Origin of the sequence: Streptomyces sp. NPDC056527 (assembly GCF_042794475.1) — a bacterium.
GTDB lineage: Bacteria > Actinomycetota > Actinomycetes > Streptomycetales > Streptomycetaceae > Streptomyces.
Map to the genome: position 1 here is coordinate 53,456 of NZ_JBHTTQ010000007.1, position 15,343 is coordinate 68,798.

The 15,343-nt window shown below is 68.6% G+C and carries 15 protein-coding genes and 1 tRNA gene; 13 read left to right on the plus strand and 3 right to left on the minus strand.

What is annotated here, in order from left to right; translation table 11 throughout:
• The first annotated feature begins 33 nt into the window (after nucleotides 1-33).
• Both ACFQ7Q_RS06060 and ACFQ7Q_RS06065 read left to right on the plus strand, forming a co-directional pair.
• Complete coding sequence (locus ACFQ7Q_RS06060) at nucleotides 34-546, plus strand: SigE family RNA polymerase sigma factor (RefSeq protein WP_383550471.1); 513 nt, start codon at nucleotides 34-36, stop codon at nucleotides 544-546.
• Nucleotides 546-1,499, plus strand: a complete 954-nt coding sequence (locus tag ACFQ7Q_RS06065; RefSeq protein WP_383550473.1) for a hypothetical protein — start codon at nucleotides 546-548, stop codon at nucleotides 1,497-1,499. The genes ACFQ7Q_RS06060 and ACFQ7Q_RS06065 overlap by 1 nt, the downstream gene beginning before the upstream one ends.
• Here ACFQ7Q_RS06065 and ACFQ7Q_RS06070 read toward each other — a convergent pair.
• Nucleotides 1,493-2,125, minus strand: a complete 633-nt coding sequence (locus ACFQ7Q_RS06070) for an NAD(P)-dependent oxidoreductase (RefSeq protein WP_383550475.1) — start codon at nucleotides 2,123-2,125, stop codon at nucleotides 1,493-1,495. The two genes, ACFQ7Q_RS06065 and ACFQ7Q_RS06070, sit on opposite strands and share 7 nt — an antisense overlap.
• Before the next feature lie 87 nt (nucleotides 2,126-2,212).
• Between ACFQ7Q_RS06070 and ACFQ7Q_RS06075 the strand changes: the two genes are divergently transcribed.
• On the plus strand, nucleotides 2,213-2,818 hold the full coding sequence (locus tag ACFQ7Q_RS06075) for a TetR/AcrR family transcriptional regulator (protein WP_383550477.1): 606 nt from the start codon (nucleotides 2,213-2,215) through the stop codon (nucleotides 2,816-2,818).
• A gap of 38 nt (nucleotides 2,819-2,856) precedes the next feature.
• Nucleotides 2,857-3,588 (plus strand): hypothetical protein, encoded by a 732-nt coding sequence (locus ACFQ7Q_RS06080; protein WP_383550479.1) that lies wholly within the window; start codon nucleotides 2,857-2,859, stop codon nucleotides 3,586-3,588.
• On the opposite strand, the gene ACFQ7Q_RS06085 is transcribed toward ACFQ7Q_RS06080, so the two are convergent.
• Nucleotides 3,533-4,576, minus strand: coding sequence for an adenosine deaminase (locus ACFQ7Q_RS06085; RefSeq protein ID WP_383550481.1), 1,044 nt, complete (start codon nucleotides 4,574-4,576; stop codon nucleotides 3,533-3,535). The genes ACFQ7Q_RS06080 and ACFQ7Q_RS06085 overlap by 56 nt on opposite strands.
• A 126-nt stretch (nucleotides 4,577-4,702) precedes the next feature.
• Nucleotides 4,703-5,929: a pyridoxal phosphate-dependent aminotransferase gene (locus ACFQ7Q_RS06090; RefSeq protein WP_329117231.1), complete on the minus strand. Its 1,227-nt coding sequence runs from the start codon at nucleotides 5,927-5,929 to the stop codon at nucleotides 4,703-4,705.
• A 203-nt stretch (nucleotides 5,930-6,132) separates the two neighbouring features.
• Here ACFQ7Q_RS06090 and ACFQ7Q_RS06095 point away from each other — a divergent pair.
• From ACFQ7Q_RS06095 to rpoB, 9 genes are all read left to right on the plus strand, one after another.
• Nucleotides 6,133-6,205, plus strand: a tRNA-Trp gene (locus ACFQ7Q_RS06095).
• 103 nt (nucleotides 6,206-6,308) lie between these two features.
• Nucleotides 6,309-6,596 carry a preprotein translocase subunit SecE gene (gene secE, locus ACFQ7Q_RS06100; RefSeq protein ID WP_137993978.1) on the plus strand — a complete coding sequence of 96 codons (288 nt, stop codon included), beginning with the start codon at nucleotides 6,309-6,311 and terminating at the stop codon, nucleotides 6,594-6,596.
• Nucleotides 6,597-6,639: 43 nt separating this feature from the next.
• Complete coding sequence (gene nusG, locus ACFQ7Q_RS06105; protein WP_383550484.1) at nucleotides 6,640-7,545, plus strand: transcription termination/antitermination protein NusG; 906 nt, start codon at nucleotides 6,640-6,642, stop codon at nucleotides 7,543-7,545.
• A 159-nt stretch (nucleotides 7,546-7,704) separates the two neighbouring features.
• The gene (gene rplK / locus ACFQ7Q_RS06110; protein WP_030318720.1) at nucleotides 7,705-8,139 is read left to right on the plus strand and encodes a 50S ribosomal protein L11; all 435 of its coding nucleotides are present in this window, start codon (nucleotides 7,705-7,707) and stop codon (nucleotides 8,137-8,139) included.
• Nucleotides 8,140-8,220: 81 nt separating this feature from the next.
• Nucleotides 8,221-8,949 carry a 50S ribosomal protein L1 gene (gene rplA / locus ACFQ7Q_RS06115; RefSeq protein WP_361445285.1) on the plus strand — a complete coding sequence of 243 codons (729 nt, stop codon included), beginning with the start codon at nucleotides 8,221-8,223 and terminating at the stop codon, nucleotides 8,947-8,949.
• Between the two features lie 147 nt (nucleotides 8,950-9,096).
• The gene (locus ACFQ7Q_RS06120; RefSeq protein ID WP_383550486.1) at nucleotides 9,097-10,005 is read left to right on the plus strand and encodes a hypothetical protein; all 909 of its coding nucleotides are present in this window, start codon (nucleotides 9,097-9,099) and stop codon (nucleotides 10,003-10,005) included.
• A gap of 267 nt (nucleotides 10,006-10,272) precedes the next feature.
• Nucleotides 10,273-10,803, plus strand: coding sequence for a 50S ribosomal protein L10 (gene rplJ, locus ACFQ7Q_RS06125; protein ID WP_383550488.1), 531 nt, complete (start codon nucleotides 10,273-10,275; stop codon nucleotides 10,801-10,803).
• Between the two features lie 111 nt (nucleotides 10,804-10,914).
• Nucleotides 10,915-11,298, plus strand: a complete 384-nt coding sequence (rplL, locus tag ACFQ7Q_RS06130; RefSeq protein WP_073910766.1) for a 50S ribosomal protein L7/L12 — start codon at nucleotides 10,915-10,917, stop codon at nucleotides 11,296-11,298.
• A 541-nt stretch (nucleotides 11,299-11,839) separates the two neighbouring features.
• Entirely contained in the window at nucleotides 11,840-15,322 is a 3,483-nt protein-coding gene (gene rpoB / locus ACFQ7Q_RS06135; protein ID WP_383550490.1) for a DNA-directed RNA polymerase subunit beta, read from the plus strand.
• The last annotated feature ends 21 nt before the right edge of the window (nucleotides 15,323-15,343 follow it).

The window sequence follows — 15,343 nt, forward strand, 5'->3', positions numbered from 1 at the left end:
AAGCGGGGGCCGCACGCTCGTCGAGGGGGAACGGTGGACGGGACGGGCCCACCGGATTTCGCCGAATTCGCGGAGTCGGCGTACGCGTCGCTGCTGCGCACCGCCCGGCTGCTGACCGGCGACCCGCATGCGGCCGAGGACCTCGTCCAGGCCGCCCTGGTCAGGGTCTATCTGCGCTGGGGCGGCTCGGCCCGCTGGGAGTCGCCCCAGGCGTACGCCCGCAAGGTCGTCGTCAATCTCTACGCGACCTGGCGCCGCCGCCGCTGGCACACCGAGGTCGTGCGCCCCGGCGGCGACAGCGCGCCCGACACCCACGACATGGCAGGCGGCGCCGACGCGCGCCTCGAACTGGCCCGCGCGCTGGCCGCCCTGCCCCGCGCGCAGCGCGCGGTGGTGGTGCTCCGCTTCTACGAGGACCTGTCCGTGGAACAGACGGCCGAGCTGCTCGGCTGCTCGCCCGGGACGGTCAAGAGCCGGACCAACAGGGCCTTGGAACGGCTGCGCGCCGGGGGCGCGCTCGCCGGATACGCGGGAAGGGGCGCGTGATGGACGACGCCGAGAACTCCGTCTCCGAGGACTCCCTGAGGAGCGGGCTGCGTGACCTGGCCGCCGACGGGGACGCGGGACCTGCACCCGTCGCCGCCGTCGTGGGGCGCGGGCGGAGCATCCGGCGGGTACGTCGCTCGCTCGCGGCCGGCGCCGCCACCGTGGCGGTCGCCTGTGGTTCGGTCCTGGGCGTGCGCTGGGCGGAGCCGTCTCCGCCGGCCCTGCCCTCGGGCCCGACCTCCGGGCCGGCCGTCCCCTCGTATCCGTACGAGGGGAAGTACCGGCCCCAGCCGCCCTCCGGAGCCGACGACCCGCTGGACACCGGTCCACGCACGCCGGTGGAGGACGTCCGCTACCGCTACGACCTGTCCGCCGTCTGCGACCTGCGGTACGCCGTCTTCGGCGGACGGGTCTGGGAGCGGGCCGACGGCGGATCGACCGTGACGGTGAGGTGGGCGGCGGACCGGATGCGCGGCTACATGAGCTGGACTGACGGCTACCACTCCCGCTCCGAGCCGGACACGGCCGTCTTCGAGACGGACACGCCCACCGCCCTGCCGACGCTCCGCTTCCGCCTGCTGGCCGGGCCCGCGCCGGAGTGCCTCGGGCAGGAGCCCGAGCGGCGGTACCGGGACGCTCCGGCCGCCACGCTCGGCCCGGACCGGCCGGTCCGGGGCGTCCGCTACCCGTACGACATGCGCAAGGAGTGCGGGATGCGCTACGCGGTCTTCGGGGGGCGGCTGTGGCGGGCCGAGGGCCAGGGGCGGACGGAGACGATCGTCGACTGGGTGAACGACCTTCCCCTGGCGACCTTCATGACCCTGACCTCGGAGCGGACCGCCGTCCTCGAGTTGCCGGGCCCGTGGCCGGGCCGGCCGGACGACGGCGCGCGGACGACCACGTACCGGCCGGTGGAGGCGCGGGACGACGACTGCCCGGGCGCCGGTCAGTAGGCGACCCCCACGCCCTGCTTCACCGTCGCCGGGTCGTCGATCATCGCCAGCATGGCGTGGGCGACGTCGGCGCGGGCGAGGGAGCGGCCCCGGGGCGGGTTGCCGCCGACGACCGAGCGGTAGTGGCCGGTGAGGGGCTTGTCCGTCAGCTTGGGCGGGCGTACGGACGTCCAGTCCGTGGCGCTCGCCGCCAGGTCGCGCTCCATCGCGCGCAGGTCGTCGTAGACGTCCTTCAGGACGGAGTTGACGATCGCGAGCACCGTCTTGTCGAGGACGGTCTGCCCGTCCGGGGTGGGGCCGAGCGGGGCGGCGCTGACCACCAGCAGGCGCCGGACGCCCTCCGTGTCCATGGCGGCGAGGACGGAGCGGGTCAGCTTCGCGGCGATGCCGGCGTCGGCGCGGCTGCGTGCGCCGAGCCCGGACAGCACCGCGTCCTTGCCCGCGACGGCCGCGCGCAGGGTGCCGGGGTCGGTGAGGTCCGCCCGGTGGACCGTCAGGCGTTCGCCGGTGACCGTGAACCGTGCCGGGTCCCGTACCACCGCCGTGACCTCATGGCCCGTGGCCAGTCCCTGGCGGACGATCTCCTGGCCTATGCCACCGGTCGCACCGAAGACAGTGAGCTTCATGGCGCACCCTCCTTGGGGTGGGTAAGTGTTCACTCACCCCTAGAGTGAGTGTGTACTCACCCTTGCGTCAAGCCAGTTGGAGCAGCCATGGAGAAGAAGCCCACACGGGAACGGATCCTCGACGCGGCGCACGAGCTGTGGACCACCGTGGGCCTCGCCCGTACGACCACCAAGGAGATCGCCCGGGGCGCCGGCTGCTCGGAGGCGGCGCTCTACAAGTACTTCGAGGGCAAGGAGGAACTGTTCGTCGCGGTCCTGACCGAGCGCCTCCCCAAGCTGGCACCGCTGCTCGAATCGCTGGCCGCCGAGCCGGGGCTGCGCACCGTGGAGGAGAACCTCACCGAGATCGCCCGCCGGGCCGCGCTCTTCTACGCCGAGAGCTTCCCGATCGCCGCCTCCCTCTACGCCGAGACCCGGCTCAAGGCCCGCCACGACGCGTCGATGCGGCGGCTCGACGCCGGTCCGCACCGCCCGTTGGAGAGCCTCGACGCCTATCTCCGCGCCGAACAGGCGGCGGGCCGCGTCGACGCCGGCGCCGACACGTTCGCGGCGGCGTCCCTGCTGCTCGGCGCGTGCTCCCAGCGGGCCTTCGCCTACGACGCGAAGGTCGGCAAGGAGCCGCCGCAGGACCTCGACACCTTCGCGACGTCGATCGCCCGCACCCTGGTGGCCGGGATCGCCGTACGGAAATGACGTTGCGGCCGTACCCGAGCCCCGGACACGCTGTCCGCATGCGTCTCAAGTGCCGTGAATTCAGGCCCCGCACGGGGCCGCACGCGTACCGGATCGTCCAGCCCTGGCACCCGCTCCGGCACACCACGCTCAACGATCCGCTCGGCGAACGCTGGGGCTATCTCCTCGGCGACCACGACGGGCTCTCCCGGCTCGCCGCGCTCTTCTCCTTCGCCGCCTTCTCCCGGCACACGATCGTCCACGTGCCCCTGCGCGAGAGCCTCCCCAGGACCTTCGCCCCGGGAACGCCCGTCGATCTCGTCCTCGCCCACGGCGGCACACCCGGCCTGCGCCCCTCCGCGTGGCCGGACCTGCGCGCCCGGCTCCGCACGGGCGGCACCCCACTGACCATCCGTACGGACGAGGCCCGCACCGCCGCGCACGCGGCCGCCTGGCAGACGGAATGGGAACGGCGTCACTGGCGGGCGAGCGAATGGCTGCGCCCCGCGGTCCACGCCCGCACGCTCTTCCTCTTCGGCGGTCGCGACGTCTTCTCCGCCGCAGCCACCACCTTCGAGGTCGCGGCCGGTTTCGGCCCGCTGCACAAGCGCGCCCGCCAGGGCCACGACGCCCTGACCGGCTCGCTCACCCCGCTCCTGGAACCGAGCTCCGACGGCCGGTGGGACCGCGCCGAGATCGACATCGGCTTCCAGGCCCGGCCGCCCCTGCACCGCTTCACGCCGCCGGGGCGGCCAGCCAGGCGTCGATGCCCGACAGGAGCTTCCGGCTGACGTCGTCCGGGGCCGCCGAGCCGCGGATCGACTGGCGGGCCAGTTCGGCCAGCTCCGCGTCCGTGAAGCCGTGGTGGCGGCGGGCGATCTCGTACTGCGCGGCGAGGCGCGACCCGAAGAGCAGCGGGTCGTCCGCCCCCAGCGCCATCGGGACCCCCGCCTCGAAGAGCGTGCGCAGCGGCACGTCCTCGTGCTTCTCGTAGACCCCGAGAGCCACATTGGACGCCGGGCAGACCTCGCAGGTCACGCCCCTCTCGGCGAGCTTGCGCAGCACCCGCGGGTCCTCCGCCGCCCGCACCCCGTGGCCCACCCGCGCCGCCCGGAGATCGTCCAGGCAGTCCCGTACGGACGACGGACCCGTCAACTCCCCGCCGTGCGGGGCCGCCAGCAGACCGCCCTCACGGGCGATCGCGAAGGCGCGGTCGAAGTCCCGGGCCATGCCCCGGCGCTCGTCGTTGGAGAGCCCGAACCCGACCACGCCCCGATCCGCGTACCTCACGGCGAGCCGCGCCAGCGTGCGGGCCTCCAGGGGGTGCTTCATCCGGTTCGCGGCCACCAGGACCCGCATCCCGAGCCCGGTGTCGCGCGCGGCCGCGTCCACCGCGTCCAGGATGACCTCCATGGCCGGGATCAGACCGCCGAGCAGCGGGGCGTACGAGGTCGGGTCGACCTGGATCTCCAGCCACCCCGAGCCGTCCCGCACGTCCTCCTGGGCCGCCTCGCGGACCAGTCGCTGGATGTCCTCGGGCTCTCGGAGGCAGGACCGCGCGATGTCGTACAGGCGCTGGAACCGGAACCAGCCGCGTTCGTCGGTCGCCCGCAGCTTGGGCGGTGTGCCGCTGCTCAGCGCATCCGGGAGATGGACGCCGTACTTGTCGGCGAGTTCCAGGAGGGTCGTGGGCCGCATCGAACCGGTGAAGTGCAGGTGCAGATGCGCCTTGGGCAGCAGGTTGATGTCGCGGAAAGCGTTCTCGGAAACGTGCTCCATCGACTGATCTTGCCGCACCCGAATGGACGAATACAGCCCCTTTCCTCGATCGGGACCTTGCTAGAACGTAAAAACGGGCCCCCGGTTCCGGGGAACCAGGGGCCCGTCCACTTCCGCGGGAGGTGCTCAGTCGCGGGCCTCCGCAAGCAGCTTCTGGATGCGGGAGACGCCCTCCACCAGGTCCTCGTCACCCAGCGCGTACGAGAGCCGCAGGTAGCCCGGGGTGCCGAAGGCCTCGCCCGGAACGACCGCGACCTCGGCCTCGTCCAGGATCAGGGCCGCCAGCTCGACCGAGTTCTGCGGGCGCTTGCCGCGGATCTCCTTGCCGAGCAGCGCCTTCACCGACGGGTACACGTAGAACGCGCCCTCCGGGGTCGGGCACAGCACGCCCTCGATCTCGTTGAGCATCCGCACGATCGTCTGGCGGCGGCGGTCGAAGGCCCGGCCCATCTCCGCGACGGCGTCCAGGTTGCCCGAGACGGCGGCGAGAGCGGCCACCTGCGCCACGTTGCTCACGTTGGACGTGGCGTGCGACTGCAGGTTGGTCGCGGCCTTCACCACGTCCTTCGGGCCGATGATCCACCCCACGCGCCAGCCGGTCATCGCGTACGTCTTCGCGACACCGTTGACGACGATGCACTTGTCGCGCAGCTCCGGCATGACCGACGGCAGGGAGACGGCGGAGGCGCTGCCGTAGACCAGGTGCTCGTAGATCTCGTCCGTGAGGACCCACAGACCGTGCTCGACGGCCCAGCGGCCGATGGCCTCGGTCTCGGCCTCGCTGTAGACGGCGCCGGTCGGGTTCGACGGGGAGACGAAGAGGACGACCTTGGTCTTCTCCGTGCGCGCGGCCTCCAGCTGCTCCACCGAGACGCGGTAGCCGGTGGTCTCGTCGGCGACGACGTCGACCGGGACACCGCCCGCGAGCCGGATCGACTCGGGGTACGTCGTCCAGTACGGGGCCGGGACGATGACCTCGTCGCCCGGGTCGAGGATCGCGGCGAACGCCTCGTAGATGGCCTGCTTGCCGCCGTTGGTCACCAGGACCTGGGAGGCGTCGACCTCGTAGCCGGAGTCGCGCAGCGTCTTGGCGGCGATCGCGGCCTTCAGCTCGGGCAGACCACCGGCCGGCGTGTAGCGGTGGTACTTCGGGTTCTTGCACGCCTCGACGGCGGCGTCGACGATGTAGTCCGGGGTCGGGAAGTCGGGCTCACCCGCGCCGAAACCGATCACCGGGCGCCCGGCGGCCTTGAGGGCCTTGGCCTTGGCGTCGACGGCGAGGGTCGCGGACTCGGAGATCGCACCGATGCGGGCGGAGACCCGGCGCTCGGTCGGAGGGGTAGCAGCGCTCATGCGGCCCATGCTCCCAGACCGCCTTCCCGCCCGGCACACAGGTTTCAGGGAGCGGACAGGAACGGTCATTCCTGGTCGTACGAGCGTCCACGAGGGCTCCCACGTGCTTTCTGTTCGACGCGGCGCCCATGAACACGTACACTCACTGCTCGTTGGCCCTCACCGACCACATCTCACGATGCGGTAGGTTGGGGAAGCCACAAAGGGTCGTAGCTCAATTGGTAGAGCACCGGTCTCCAAAACCGGCGGTTGGGGGTTCAAGTCCCTCCGGCCCTGCTACACACACCGCCAGGATGTGTGCGCATGTACGTACTTCGATGCACCGCCGTGCGGATCCACCCGGCACGGCACTGCCATGACCCGGGATCAGGTGAGAAGCGTGACGGACGCCGTGGGCTCCATCGACATGCCTGATGCCGAGGACGAGGCGCCGGACTCGAAGAAGAAGGCCCGCAAGGGCGGCAAGCGCGGAAAGAAGGGCCCTCTGGGCCGTCTCGCGCTCTTCTACCGCCAGATCGTCGCGGAGCTTCGCAAGGTCGTCTGGCCCACTCGCAGCCAGCTGACGACGTACACCACGGTAGTGATTGTCTTCGTTGTCATCATGATCGGCCTTGTGACCGTGATTGACTATGGCTTCCAGGAAGCAGTCAAGTACGTCTTCGGCTGACTTCTTGTTCCACCCCATCTGTATCCAGGAAGAAGCAGCCACCGTGTCTGACCCGAACCTGAACGAGTCCGTTTCCGAGGACGAGCTCGACATCCTCGAGGCGGCCGACGAGGACCAGGCTGAGGCTGCTGACGCCGCTGCGGGCGAGGCTGCCGAAGAGGCCGCCCTGACCATCGTGGACGACTCCGAGGAGTCCGACGAGGACGTCGAGGACGACACCGACGTCGAGGACGACACCGACGTCGAGTCCGACGAAGACGATGACGAGTCCGTCGAGGACGCCGACGTCGAGGCCGAGCTCGAAGAGGCCGACGAGGAGCCCGCCGCTCCGGTCGACCCGATCCAGGCCCTCCGTGACGAGCTTCGCGGTCTGCCCGGCGAGTGGTACGTGATCCACACCTACGCGGGCTACGAGAAGCGCGTGAAGGCCAACCTCGAACAGCGTGCCGTCTCGCTGAACGTCGAGGAGTTCATCTACCAGGCCGAGGTCCCCGAGGAAGAGATCGTCCAGATCAAGAACGGCGAGCGCAAGAACGTCCGGCAGAACAAGCTGCCCGGTTACGTTCTCGTCCGCATGGATCTGACGAACGAGTCCTGGGGCGTCGTCCGCAACACCCCCGGCGTCACCGGCTTCGTGGGCAACGCCTACGACCCGTACCCGCTGACCCTGGACGAGATCGTCAAGATGCTCGCCCCGGAGGCCGAGGAGAAGGCCGCCCGCGAGGCCGCCGAGGCCGAGGGCAAGCCGGCTCCGGCCCGCAAGGTCACGATCGAGGTCCTGGACTTCGAGGTCGGCGACTCGGTCACCGTCACCGACGGCCCCTTCGCCACCCTCCAGGCGACGATCAACGAGATCAACGCCGACTCCAAGAAGGTCAAGGGCCTCGTCGAGATCTTCGGTCGCGAGACCCCGGTCGAGCTCAGCTTCGACCAGATCCAGAAGAACTGACCCTCACAGGTTTCCGACCAGGTCAGAGTGGCTCTCGTAGCCGCTCTGACCTGCTCGGTTTTTAGCCGCACGTCTATACCCGTTATCGTGGTGCGGTATGCCTCCATCCGGATGACCGGATGGCGGGCTGAACACTCTCACTAGGACCCGGAGAGAGCAATGCCTCCCAAGAAGAAGAAGGTCACGGGGCTTATCAAGCTCCAGATCAACGCTGGTGCGGCCAACCCGGCCCCGCCGGTCGGTCCCGCGCTGGGCCAGCACGGCGTCAACATCATGGAGTTCTGCAAGGCCTACAACGCCGCGACCGAGTCGCAGCGTGGCATGGTCGTGCCGGTGGAGATCACGGTCTACGAGGACCGTTCCTTCACCTTCATCACCAAGACTCCGCCGGCCGCCAAGCTGATCCTCAAGGCCGCGGGTGTGGACAAGGGCTCCGGCGAGCCGCACAAGACCAAGGTTGCCAAGCTCACGGCCGCCCAGGTCCGCGAGATCGCCACGGTCAAGCTCCCCGACCTGAACGCCAACGACCTCGACGCCGCGTCGAAGATCATCGCCGGCACCGCCCGTTCCATGGGCATCACGGTCGAGGGCTGATCAGCCCCCTTGTGACCTCAGTGGTAGGGCCAGCGCCGGCCCGCACCACGACTCCACACACCTGAACCAACAGGAGAAGCAGTGAAGCGCAGCAAGGCACTCCGCGCCGCGGACGCCAAGATCGACCGGGAGCGCAACTACGCCCCCCTCGAGGCCGTCCGTCTGGCCAAGGACACCGCCGCCACCAAGTTCGACGGCACCGTCGAGGTCGCCTTCCGCCTGGGCGTCGACCCGCGCAAGGCCGACCAGATGGTCCGTGGCACCGTGAACCTCCCGCACGGCACCGGTAAGACCGCCCGGGTCCTGGTCTTCGCGACCGGTGACCGTGCCGAGGCCGCGATCGCCGCGGGCGCCGACATCGTCGGCTCCGACGAGCTCATCGACGAGATCTCCAAGGGCCAGCGCCTGAACGAGTTCGACGCCGTTGTGGCCACCCCGGACCTCATGGGCAAGGTCGGCCGCCTCGGCCGCGTCCTCGGCCCGCGTGGTCTCATGCCGAACCCGAAGACCGGCACCGTCACCCCCGATGTCGCGAAGGCTGTCAACGACATCAAGGGCGGCAAGATCGAGTTCCGCGTCGACAAGCACTCGAACCTGCACTTCATCATCGGCAAGGTCTCCTTCGACGAGACGAAGCTGGTCGAGAACTACGCCGCGGCTCTGGAGGAGATCCTCCGTCTGAAGCCGTCCGCCGCCAAGGGCCGCTACATCAAGAAGGCGACCCTGACGACGACGATGGGCCCCGGCATCCCGCTGGACTCCAACCGCACCCGCAACCTCCTCGTCGAGGAGGACCCGGCCGCGGTCTGAGCCCATCCGGCTCGCTGAAGTGGTCGACCGGCCCCCTGCCCCTCCTCGGAGGGGCAGGGGGCCGGTCCTTTTCTCGTACGACCCCGTCAGAGCCCTGGGTTACCGTTCAGTCGAACGACGAACAGCAGATCAAGGGGTGGGGACTCGATGGGAATGACCGCGTGGAAGCGCGTGGGCGTCTCGCTGACGGCGGTGGCCGTCATCGCCGGTGTCGCGGGCTGTCAGGACGGTGAGGGGGCCAAGAAGGCCGCGCAGGCCCCGGTCGAGGCGGAGCCGCAGCTCCAGACCCACGAGGCCGTCACGAAGGTCATCCAGGCCGCCTACGAGAAGACCTCGGAGGCCAAGTCCGCGAGGATCCGGATGACCATCACGATGCCGGCCGCCATGGACGGCGGCGGCACGATGGAGATGACCGGCGTCCAGGGATGGGACCCGGCGGCCCTGGACATCAGCATGAAGGGCTCGCTGATGACGGCCGGCGACCCGGACGCCCCCGAGCAGACGCGCATGATCATGCTCGGCGACGCCATGTACATGGACATGGGTGCCGCACGGGCCGCCGAGATGAACGGCAAGCGCTGGATGAAGGTGGACCTCAAGGGCGAGAAGGGCCAGGAGGATCTCACCGGGGGCCTGCAGAGCAGCGTGAACCAGGACCCGGCCCAGCAGCTCGCCCTGATGCTCGACTCCCCGAACCTCGAGCACATCGGCGCCGAGAAGATCAACGGTGTCCAGGCCCAGCACTACAAGGGCACGCTCAGCTTCCAGCAGATGTTGGACGCCAACAAGGCGAAGTCCGCGACGCTCTCGAAGGCGGAGCGCGAGAAGCTCATCGCCAACGTCGAGAAGATCGGCCTGAAGGGCTACGACACCGACGTCTGGGTCGACGCGGCCGGCTACCCGGTCCGCATGGTCGTCGGCATGACCACGGTCGTGGGGACGGTGCACATGAAGGCCGACTACACCGACTACGGCCCCAAGGCCACCGTCAAGGCCCCGCCGGCCAAGGACACGTACGACCTGTCGCAGATGCTGAAGGGCCTCGGCGAGAGCTGAGCCGTAGGGGCGGATTTGCTCCCCGCCGCGACCGTCGCGTACTCTTCCACAGAAGCCAAAGACCGCTGGTCGTTGCCGTGCTCTCGCAAGAGGGTCCGGTGGCCGAAGGATTCGCTGAGACGCGAACGACCCGCGCAGGTAATCGTGGAAGAGTTCCCGGATCGTTCGATTCGGTCGAGCTGAGCCCCGTGCGCCTGCGCCGGGGCGTTTCTCTTTGTTCAGCCCCTTCTGAGCGGTCCTCATCACCCGGAAGGAGGCCGACGCTCTATGGCAAGGCCCGACAAGGCTGCCGCGGTAGCCGAGCTGGAGGACAAGTTCCGCAGCTCGAACGCCGTCGTGCTGACCTCGTACACGGGGCTCACCGTGGCGCAGCTCAAGACGCTGCGTCGTTCGCTCGGTGAGAACGCCCAGTACGCCGTGGTGAAGAACACGCTGACCAAGATTGCGGCCAACCAGGCCGGGATCGCCGCGCTGGACGACCAGCTTGCTGGTTCGACCGCGGTCGCCTTCGTCACCGGTGACCCGGTGGAGTCGGCGAAGGCTCTGCGTGACTTCGCCAAGGAGAACCCGAACCTCGTCATCAAGGGCGGTGTCCTTGATGGCAAGGCGCTGACCGCCGACGAGTTCAAGAAGCTTGCGGACCTCGAGTCCCGCGAGGTTCTGCTCAGCAAGCTGGCCGGCGCGTTCAAGGGCAAGCAGTCCCAGACTGCCTCGCTCCTGCAGGCGCTGCCGTCGAAGTTCGTCCGCACCGCGGAGGCGCTTCGCGTCAAGCTCGCCGAGCAGGGCGGTGCCGAGTAATTCGGCTCGCGCAATGATCGCCGCCCGCTAGGGCGACGGTCGCAGCGGGCCGAACGTACGCCCGCCTACATGTACATCCGGCACCTGCCGAATTAGTGGAAGGACGCCATCATGGCGAAGCTGTCCCAGGACGACCTGCTCGCGCAGTTCGAGGAGATGACCCTCATCGAGCTCTCCGAGTTCGTGAAGGCCTTCGAGGAGAAGTTCGACGTCACCGCCGCCGCGGCCGTCGCCGTTGCCGGCCCGGGCGCCCCGGTCGCCGGTGCCGAGGCTGTCGAGGAGCAGGACGAGTTCGACGTCATCCTCGAGGGTGCGGGCGACAAGAAGATCCAGGTCATCAAGGTCGTGCGTGAGCTCACCTCCCTGGGCCTGAAGGAGGCCAAGGACCTCGTCGACGGCACCCCGAAGCCGGTCCTCGAGAAGGTCGCCAAGGAGGCCGCGGAGAAGGCTGCCGAGTCCCTCAAGGCTGCCGGCGCCTCCGTCACGGTCAAGTAAGACCCTGCGAGTCTCCTGACTCGCTCAGGCGCCTCTCAGGCGCCTTCGAAGGGCGATCACCCATCCGGGTGGTCGCCCTTCGGCGTACCCGGGAAGGGCGTGGCGGGGGTCGTGCGAGCCCTGGGGAGCGGAGTATGGTGATCTTCGCCGTGCGCCCCCGCTGACCGGGGGGCCTTGACGAACCGCACGCAGCGCGCAATTCTCAGGACGCGTCGTCACAACGATCCGTATCCGAGGCATGGATCGACGGCGGAACGGGCAGTATCGAGGTGCGCCGCACGGCGCGAGGTACCGCGGAGTTGAGAACAACGAGGGTCGCGAAAAACTCGCCCTGGACATCAGTGGGCCAAGTGGCTACACTGACCCTTTGCGCTGCCTGTTAGCTGCCCCCTGCCCGTCACCAGGGGCATACCCTCGCACAGCATTGTCGGCAGACCTGACCTGACCTGGGCCTTTGGCCCCATCAGGAATCGTCTGTCCCTCTGCGTCGCTGGGGACCGGTACGCGCGTAGTGAGTCCGAGCCCTCGGAAGGACCCCCTCTTGGCCGCCTCGCGCAACGCCTCGACCAATACGAACAACGGCGCCAGCACCGCCCCGCTGCGCATCTCCTTTGCAAAGATCAAGGAGCCCCTCGAGGTTCCGAACCTCCTCGCGCTGCAGACCGAGAGCTTTGACTGGCTGCTCGGCAATGCCGCCTGGAAGGCTCGCGTCGAGGCAGCTCTCGAGTCGGGACAGGACGTCCCCAGGAAGTCGGGTCTGGAAGAGATCTTCGAGGAGATCTCTCCGATCGAGGACTTCTCCGGGTCGATGTCGCTGACCTTCCGCGACCACCGCTTCGAGCCCCCGAAGAACTCGATCGACGAGTGCAAGGACCGTGACTTCACGTACGGCGCCCCGCTCTTCGTCACCGCCGAGTTCACGAACAACGAGACCGGCGAGATCAAGTCCCAGACGGTCTTCATGGGCGACTTCCCGCTCATGACGAACAAGGGCACCTTCGTCATCAACGGCACCGAGCGTGTCGTCGTCTCGCAGCTCGTCCGTTCGCCGGGCGTCTACTTCGACTCCTCGATCGACAAGACGTCCGACAAGGACATCTTCTCGGCCAAGATCATCCCGTCCCGGGGTGCCTGGCTGGAGATGGAGATCGACAAGCGCGACATGGTCGGTGTCCGCATCGACCGCAAGCGCAAGCAGTCCGTCACCGTCCTCCTGAAGGCGCTCGGCTGGACCACCGAGCAGATCCTGCAGGAGTTCGGCGAGTACGAGTCCATGCGCGCCACCCTGGAGAAGGACCACACCCAGGGCCAGGACGACGCGCTGCTCGACATCTACCGCAAGCTCCGTCCGGGCGAGCCGCCGACCCGTGAGGCCGCTCAGACGCTGCTCGAGAACCTCTACTTCAACCCGAAGCGCTACGACCTCGCGAAGGTCGGCCGCTACAAGGTGAACAAGAAGCTCGGCGCGGATGAGCCGCTGGACGCCGGTGTCCTGACCACCGACGACATCATCGCCACGATCAAGTACCTCGTGAAGCTCCACGCGGGCGAGACCGAGACGATCGGCGAGTCGGGCCGGGACATCGTCGTCGAGACCGACGACATCGACCACTTCGGCAACCGTCGTCTGCGTAACGTCGGCGAGCTCATCCAGAACCAGGTCCGTACGGGTCTGGCTCGTATGGAGCGCGTCGTGCGTGAGCGCATGACCACGCAGGACGTCGAGGCGATCACGCCGCAGACCCTGATCAACATCCGGCCGGTCGTCGCCTCCATCAAGGAGTTCTTCGGCACCAGCCAGCTGTCGCAGTTCATGGACCAGAACAACCCGCTGTCGGGTCTGACGCACAAGCGTCGTCTCTCGGCGCTGGGTCCCGGTGGTCTGTCCCGTGAGCGGGCCGGCTTCGAGGTCCGAGACGTGCACCCGTCCCACTACGGACGCATGTGCCCGATCGAGACCCCCGAAGGCCCGAACATCGGTCTGATCGGTTCGCTCGCCTCGTACGGCCGCGTCAACGCGTTCGGCTTCATCGAGACGCCGTACCGCAAGGTCGTCGACGGTCAGGTCACCGACGAGGTCGACTACATCACGGCCGACGAAGAGGACCGCTACGTCATCGCCCAGGCGAACGCGACCCTGAACGACGAGCTCCGCTTCACCGAGCCGCGCGTTCTGGTCCGCCGCCGTGGTGGCGAGGTCGACTACGTCCCGCCGACCGAGGTCGACTACATGGACGTCTCGCCGCGCCAGATGGTGTCGGTCGCGACGGCCATGATCCCCTTCCTCGAGCACGACGACGCCAACCGTGCCCTCATGGGCGCGAACATGATGCGTCAGGCGGTGCCGCTGATTAAGTCCGAGGCCCCGCTCGTCGGTACCGGCATGGAGTACCGCTGCGCCACCGACGCCGGTGACGTGCCGAAGGCCGACAAGGACGGTGTCGTCCAGGAGGTCTCGGCCGACTACATCACCGTCGCCAACGACGACGGCACGTACACCACGTACCGGATGGCCAAGTTCTCCCGCTCGAACCAGGGCACCTCGGTCAACCAGAAGGTCGTCGTCTCCGAGGGCGACCGGGTCATCGAGGGCCAGGTCCTCGCCGACGGTCCGGCCACCGAGAACGGTGAGATGGCGCTCGGCAAGAACCTGCTCGTGGCGTTCATGCCGTGGGAGGGTCACAACTACGAGGACGCGATCATCCTGTCGCAGCGCCTCGTGCAGGACGACGTCCTCTCCTCGATCCACATCGAGGAGCACGAGGTCGACGCCCGTGACACCAAGCTCGGTCCGGAGGAGATCACCCGGGACATCCCGAACGTCTCCGAGGAGGTCCTCGCCGACCTCGACGAGCGCGGCATCATCCGTATCGGTGCCGAGGTCGTCGCCGGCGACATCCTCGTCGGCAAGGTCACGCCCAAGGGTGAGACCGAGCTGACCCCGGAGGAGCGTCTGCTCCGCGCGATCTTCGGTGAGAAGGCGCGTGAGGTCCGTGACACCTCGCTGAAGGTGCCGCACGGCGAGACCGGCAAGGTCATCGGCGTCCGCGTCTTCGACCGCGAGGAGGGCGACGAGCTTCCCCCGGGCGTGAACCAGCTGGTCCGCGTCTACGTCGCCCAGAAGCGCAAGATCACCGATGGTGACAAGCTCGCCGGCCGTCACGGCAACAAGGGTGTCATCTCGAAGATCCTTCCGATCGAGGACATGCCGTTCCTCGAGGACGGAACTCCGGTCGACATCATCCTCAACCCGCTGGGTGTCCCGTCCCGAATGAACCCGGGACAGGTCCTGGAGATCCACCTCGGCTGGCTCGCCAGCCGCGGCTGGGACGTCTCCGGTCTCGCGGGCGACTGGGCGCAGCGCCTGCAGGCCATCGGTGCCGACCAGGTCGCCCCGGGCACCAACGTCGCCACCCCCGTCTTCGACGGTGCGCGTGAGGACGAGCTCGCGGGTCTGCTGCAGCACACGATCCCGAACCGCGACGGCGAGCGCATGGTGCTCCCCTCCGGCAAGGCGCGTCTGTTCGACGGCCGCTCCGGCGAGCCGTTCCCGGACCCGATCTCGGTCGGGTACATGTACATCCTCAAGCTCCACCACCTGGTCGACGACAAGCTGCACGCCCGGTCGACCGGTCCCTACTCGATGATCACCCAGCAGCCGCTGGGTGGTAAGGCCCAGTTCGGTGGCCAGCGCTTCGGTGAGATGGAGGTGTGGGCGCTGGAGGCATACGGCGCCGCTTACGCCCTCCAGGAGCTGCTGACGATCAAGTCCGACGACGTGACCGGCCGCGTGAAGGTCTACGAGGCCATCGTCAAGGGCGAGAACATCCCTGAGCCCGGCATCCCCGAGTCCTTCAAGGTGCTCATCAAGGAGATGCAGTCCCTGTGCCTCAACGTGGAGGTGCTGTCCTCGGACGGCATGTCCATCGAGATGCGCGACACCGACGAGGACGTCTTCCGCGCAGCGGAGGAGCTCGGTATCGACCTGTCCCGGCGCGAGCCGAGCAGCGTCGAAGAGGTCTGACGGGAGTCCGGTACGGGGGCT